The 4,466-nt window shown below is 71.0% G+C and carries 5 protein-coding genes and 1 pseudogene; 1 reads left to right on the top strand and 5 read right to left on the bottom strand.

From position 1 onward, the window contains the following. Positions 1-180: 180 nt before the first annotated feature. The 4 genes from ACWDEN_RS47885 to ACWDEN_RS47870 form a co-directional block, all read right to left on the bottom strand. Positions 181-414 carry a hypothetical protein gene (locus tag ACWDEN_RS47885; protein WP_351622328.1) on the bottom strand — a complete coding sequence of 78 codons (234 nt, stop codon included), beginning with the start codon at positions 412-414 and terminating at the stop codon, positions 181-183. 97 nt (positions 415-511) lie between these two features. Next, on the bottom strand, positions 512-1,381 hold the full coding sequence (locus ACWDEN_RS47880; RefSeq protein WP_450864427.1) for a class II glutamine amidotransferase: 870 nt from the start codon (positions 1,379-1,381) through the stop codon (positions 512-514). Positions 1,382-1,532: 151 nt separating this feature from the next. Beyond that, complete coding sequence (locus ACWDEN_RS47875) at positions 1,533-2,447, bottom strand: TIGR01777 family oxidoreductase (RefSeq protein ID WP_450864425.1); 915 nt, start codon at positions 2,445-2,447, stop codon at positions 1,533-1,535. Positions 2,448-2,521: 74 nt separating this feature from the next. Beyond that, on the bottom strand, positions 2,522-3,493 hold the full coding sequence (locus ACWDEN_RS47870; RefSeq protein ID WP_450864423.1) for a TIGR01777 family oxidoreductase: 972 nt from the start codon (positions 3,491-3,493) through the stop codon (positions 2,522-2,524). Between the two features lie 133 nt (positions 3,494-3,626). On the opposite strand from ACWDEN_RS47870, the gene ACWDEN_RS47865 reads away from it, so the two are divergent. After that, positions 3,627-4,370, top strand: a complete 744-nt coding sequence (locus tag ACWDEN_RS47865) for a class I SAM-dependent methyltransferase (RefSeq protein WP_450864421.1) — start codon at positions 3,627-3,629, stop codon at positions 4,368-4,370. Here ACWDEN_RS47865 and ACWDEN_RS47860 read toward each other — a convergent pair. Continuing rightward, positions 4,367-4,466, bottom strand: a pseudogene (locus tag ACWDEN_RS47860) (IS481 family transposase); the annotation flags it as partial. The gene ACWDEN_RS47865 and the pseudogene ACWDEN_RS47860 overlap by 4 nt on opposite strands.

Here is a 4,466-nt window from a genome sequence, read left to right as displayed (position 1 = left end):
TCAGCCCGTACAGGACGGTCAGCGTCAACGGCATCTCCATGACACCGTCCCAGGCGTACACGGCGGCCCGCGGCGTGCCGGACTCCGACGCCTGACCGATGGCGACCGAGTCTGTGGCCCGGTCGTACAGTCGCGCAGTACCGCACACCAGAGGGGGATGGGCGGCGCCCACCGCGCGGGTCAGGGGCTGGCGATGTCGAAGCCGTACCGCAGGGGCTCGCACGTGACGCTGTAGTCGCGGCGGTACAGATACACCGCCTCGGCGCGTACACCGCCGGGCGGTGCGGCCTCGACCTGGCAGGGGTACGTCACCTGGATCACGCGCGGCCGGTCGGAGACCTTCATCCGCAGCCCGTCCGCCGGCCCGCCGTCGAGCACGGCGGTCTCCCAACCCGTTACTTCGGTAGTCTCCACGCCGGAAAGTTTACGGGTTGCGCAAGTTTCGAGCCCGTGAGCCGGGTCACGGCGAGTCCACCCGTGGACGGACCCGTGGAGTAGCGCCGGGGCCGCCCTACGTGGGCCGTTGGGAGGCCGCGGCCTCGGGGCGCAGGCCGGACAGGGTCAGCGGGTGGGCCGGCGGATCGGGCACGGCGATGCGGGAGGTCACCTGCAGATCGGGGCCGACGTGGAGCAACTCGCCGGGAGCCATCAGCTGCCAGTGCGGGTTCTCGTCCATGGGCTCGCTGGCGACGACGACCGACGGACGATCACCCAGATGCGCCGAGCGCACGCGCATATGACCGTGCCGGCCGGTGTGGTCCAGATGCCGCTTGCCGTGGTGACCGCCCGCCGGGCGCCGCAGGACGTACAGTTCGTGGGTGGCGGGATAGCGCAGCGCCCACAGCTCTCCGTCGGTGACGAGGATGATGTTGAGGGCGTACAGGGGCAGGTTCCCGGCGACCCAGCGGGCCGCTGACACGATGCCGGCCGTCACGTCTCCGCCGTGCGCCGCCGTCTCCCGTGTGACCAGCGCGAAGAACCGCTCGGAGTCGGTGTCCCCCTGCACCAGTGAACGGTCCTCACCGAGATGCCGGTCCAGCCTGTCCAGCCCCTCGATCACACCGTTGTGCGCGAACAGCCGCCTGTCCTGGTCGAACGGGTGGGTGTTGCGCACGTCCAGCCCTCCGGTCGAGGCATAGCGGATGTGCGCGAGGAAGGTGGCCGACTCGGCCTCCCGGGCCTCCCGGGCGAAGGCGCGGTCCTGGTACGCGGCGATCGCTGCCTTGTGCACCTCCGGCGTGCCGTCCCCGTCGAAGAACCCGAGCCCGGTGCCGTCGGGTTCGCGGCGGCTCTGCACGCTCAGACTGTCGGGGGCGTCCAGCAGCCAGAACGTGGCGTGTGTGCGCAGCGGGGAGCTGATCAGCCCGAACAGTCGGCACACGGCATCCTCCTCGTCACCCGTCTTCCGCCGGGCCCCGTCGTCCGGAACCCCGCACGGACGACCATGGTCCCGCGCGCCGGACGTTCACGCACGCGCGCCACAGACGGAATCCGGCCCCGCGCTGGCGGCCTTCGTCGCGCCGACGGTTCCGTCAAGCGGCCGGTCGCAGCACCGAGTCGAGCGCCGCGTCGATCGTGGGGTGAGCGAAGGCGAAACCCGCCTTGCGCAGGGCGGCCGGTACGACGCGTGCGCTGCACGTGATGCTCGCGGCGAACTCGCCGAGCGCCGCGCGCAGGGCGAAGGCCGGCACGGCGACCGGCGCCGGACGGTGCAGGGCGCGGCTCAGTGCCCGGGTCACCTCGCGGTTCGTGACCGGTTCGGGGGCCGTGAAGTTGACGGGACCGGAGAGTTCCTCGGTGCCGAGGGCGAAGCGGAGCGCCGCGATGTGGTCCGTCAGGGAGATGAACGGCCAGTACTGCTCGCCGGAGCCGAGCCGGCCGCCCAGGCCGAGGCGGAAGAGCGGGAAGAGCCGGCCGAATGCGCCGCCCTGGGCGGAGACGACCAGCCCGGTGCGCGGGTGCACCACGCGGATGCCGGCCTGCCGGGCCGGTTCGGCGGCCGCCTCCCAGTCGACGCAGACGGAGGACAGGAAGTCGTTTCCGGCCGACTCGCTCTCCTCGACGGTCCGTTCACCCGTGTCGCCGTAGTAGCCGGTCGCGGACGCGGACACCAGGACGCGCGGCGGGCCGGCGGACGCCGCGCAGGCTCGCGCGACGGTGTCGGTGCCGCGCACCCTGCTGTCGCGGATCTCCCGCTTGTAGGCGGAAGTCCACCGCTTGTCGCCGACTCCCGCGCCGGCCAGGTGGACCACGGCGTCGACGCCGTCGAGCGCACCGCGGTCGATTCGCCCGGCGACCGGATCCCAGCGCGCGGACTCGCTGCCGTCCTGAGGGACCGCGGCGGACCGGTCGCGGATCAGGCGGACCACCTGGTGGCCGTCCGCGAGGAGGGAGCGGGTGAGAGCGGAGCCGATGAGTCCGGTGGATCCTGTGATGGCGACGCGCATGGCGTCCTCCCGAGGAACTCGTGCTTCACATGTGAATCATGGGCGCGTCGCACGATACATGATTACTTGTAGTTTCAAGTAAATCGGAGCCGTCCCGCCCGGGACCGCGTCGACCTGGCCCGGCGTACGAGGTCCACGGCGGCCCGTTGCCACTCGGGATACCCGAAGTCGAACCCGGCCGCCGACAGCCGGCCCGGGACCACCCTGCGGCTCTTGAGCAGCAACTCCGTGTCCGAGCGCAGCGCGAAGGCCCCCAGCTCCGCCATCCACCGGGTCGCCGGCAGCCCCACGGGGACGCCCCGGGCCGCGCGCAGTGTCCGCATGAACTCCCGATGCGGGAGCGGGCCGGGGGAGGCGAGGTTGACCGGGCCGTCGAGGTCGTCCCGGCCGATCAGGAACTCCACCGCGCGGACGAAGTCCTCGTCATGGATCCAGGAGACGTACTGCGCCCCACCGGCGACCGGCCCGCCCAGCCCCAGCCGGGCCAGGCCCAGCAGCACGTCGAAGACCCCGCCGGGGTCCGGGCTCATCACCATCGCCGCCCGCAGCGCCACCTTCCGCGTAGCCGGTGTCGGCGCCTCGGCCTGGGCGCGCTCCCAGTTCTCGGCGATGTCGACGCTGTAGGCCCAGTAGTCCGGAACGCCGGCCTCCGAGCCGCCGATCATGCCGGTCGCCTCGTCGTTCGCCGCGTCGAAGCGGTGGGCGTAGATCGTGGCCGTACTCATCTGCAGCCACACCCGCGGCGGTTGCGCGGCGGCGGCGATCGCCTGACCGACCACACGTGCCGAGTTCACCCGTGAGTCCATCATGGCCCGCAGGTTCCCGGGGGTGTAGCGACATGACACGCTGCGTCCTGCCAGGTTGATGACGACGTCGCTGCCGTCGACCACCGCGGCCCAGCGGCCGAGTGTGGCCCCGTCCCAGCCGACCTGCCGCTCTCGCGTCGGGTGCCGGGTCACCACGGTGACCTCGTGCCCGGCTGCCGTCAGCGCACGATCGAGAATCGTGCCGATCTGTCCGGTTCCCCCCGGCAGAACCACCTTCATCGAGCCCCCTCGCTTCGGTGCGCACAGGGTAGCGCTGAATTTGAACACGTTCAAAACGGGTGCGTGGCCGACGGCGGAGCGTACGGCGGTAATTCGATGGACAACTGCCCTGTCGGTGCTGAGTGTTGTCGCCATGGAACAGAAGGAGATCTGGGGCCCGGCCGTGGCCCGGCGTTACGACACGCCCGGTACCGGCATGTTCGCGCCCGAGGTTCTGATCCCCGCGGTGGAACGCCTCGCCGAACTGGCGGACGGCGGAGCGGCACTGGAGTTCGCCATCGGGACCGGCCGGGTCGCCGTCCCGCTGGCCGGGCGAGGGGTTCCCGTCACCGGCATCGAGCTGTCCGGGCCGATGGTGGAGCAACTGCGCACCAAGGCCGACGAAGCCACGATCCCCGTGGTCATGGGCGACATGGCGGCGACCCGTGCCCCAGGGACGTACAGCCTCGTCTACCTCGTGTACAACACGATCTCCAATCTGCTCACACAGGCCGAGCAGGTCGAGTGCTTCCGCAACGCCGCCCGCCATCTCGCGCCCGGCGGCCGGTTCGTGATCGAGCTGTGGGTGCCGGAGCTGCGCACGCTTCCCCCGGGCAAGCACGCCACCGTGTGGCGCACCGACGCCGGGTACATCGGGCTGGACACCTACGACATCCTCAACCAGCGGGTCGTGTCGCACCACTTCCGCTTCGGCGACACCGAGGAGGCCCGGCTGTACCGCAGCCCGCACCGCTACATCTGGCCGTCCGAGCTCGACCTCATGGCCCAACTGGCCGGATTCGAGCTGGAGTCCAGGCATGCCGACTGGTCCGGCACGGAGTTCACCACCGAGTCGCGTGCTCATGTCTCGGTGTACCGGCTGCCGCTGACGCGCTAGATGTATTGACCTGAAGCGTTGTTGACGCGGCTGATCGGTGGTTGGCCGCCGAGTGCGGTGTGGCAGCGGTGGTGGTTGTAGGTGTGCAGGAAGTCT

The sequence above is a fragment of the Streptomyces sp. NPDC001153 genome (assembly GCF_053598315.1).
This window is presented reverse-complemented; position numbering and strand designations above follow the sequence as displayed.